The organism is Halomonas lysinitropha, from assembly GCF_902500215.1.
Classification (GTDB): domain Bacteria; phylum Pseudomonadota; class Gammaproteobacteria; order Pseudomonadales; family Halomonadaceae; genus Halomonas; species Halomonas lysinitropha.
Window position 1 is genome coordinate 1 of record NZ_CABVOU010000062.1, and the last position, 270, is coordinate 270.

The 270-nt window shown below is 57.4% G+C and carries 1 protein-coding gene; it reads right to left on the bottom strand.

Going from position 1 to position 270, the window contains the following annotated elements:
* A partial coding sequence (locus HALO32_RS17870; RefSeq protein WP_151445254.1) for an integrase core domain-containing protein occupies positions 1 to 270 on the bottom strand: 270 nt, incomplete at both ends.

Consider the following 270-nt stretch of genomic DNA (forward strand, 5'->3'; position numbering starts at 1 on the left):
TTCTCCAAAGAATCTCCTCTCGTAGTTGAGTGGTGATTGGTGGCCGATGCCGGAGTGGCGACGATGCGGGTTATACCACCCTTCGATGAATTCGAAAATCGCCTGTCGAGCCTCGGCATGATCCCGCAGGGAGCGGCGCTCAATGAGCTCACATTCGAGTGTGGCGAAAACGCTCTCCGCCATGGCGTTATCATAGCAGTCGCCGACCGAGCCCATCGACGTCGCGATACCCGCTTCTCGACAACGCTCACTGAAGGCCAGCGAGGTATA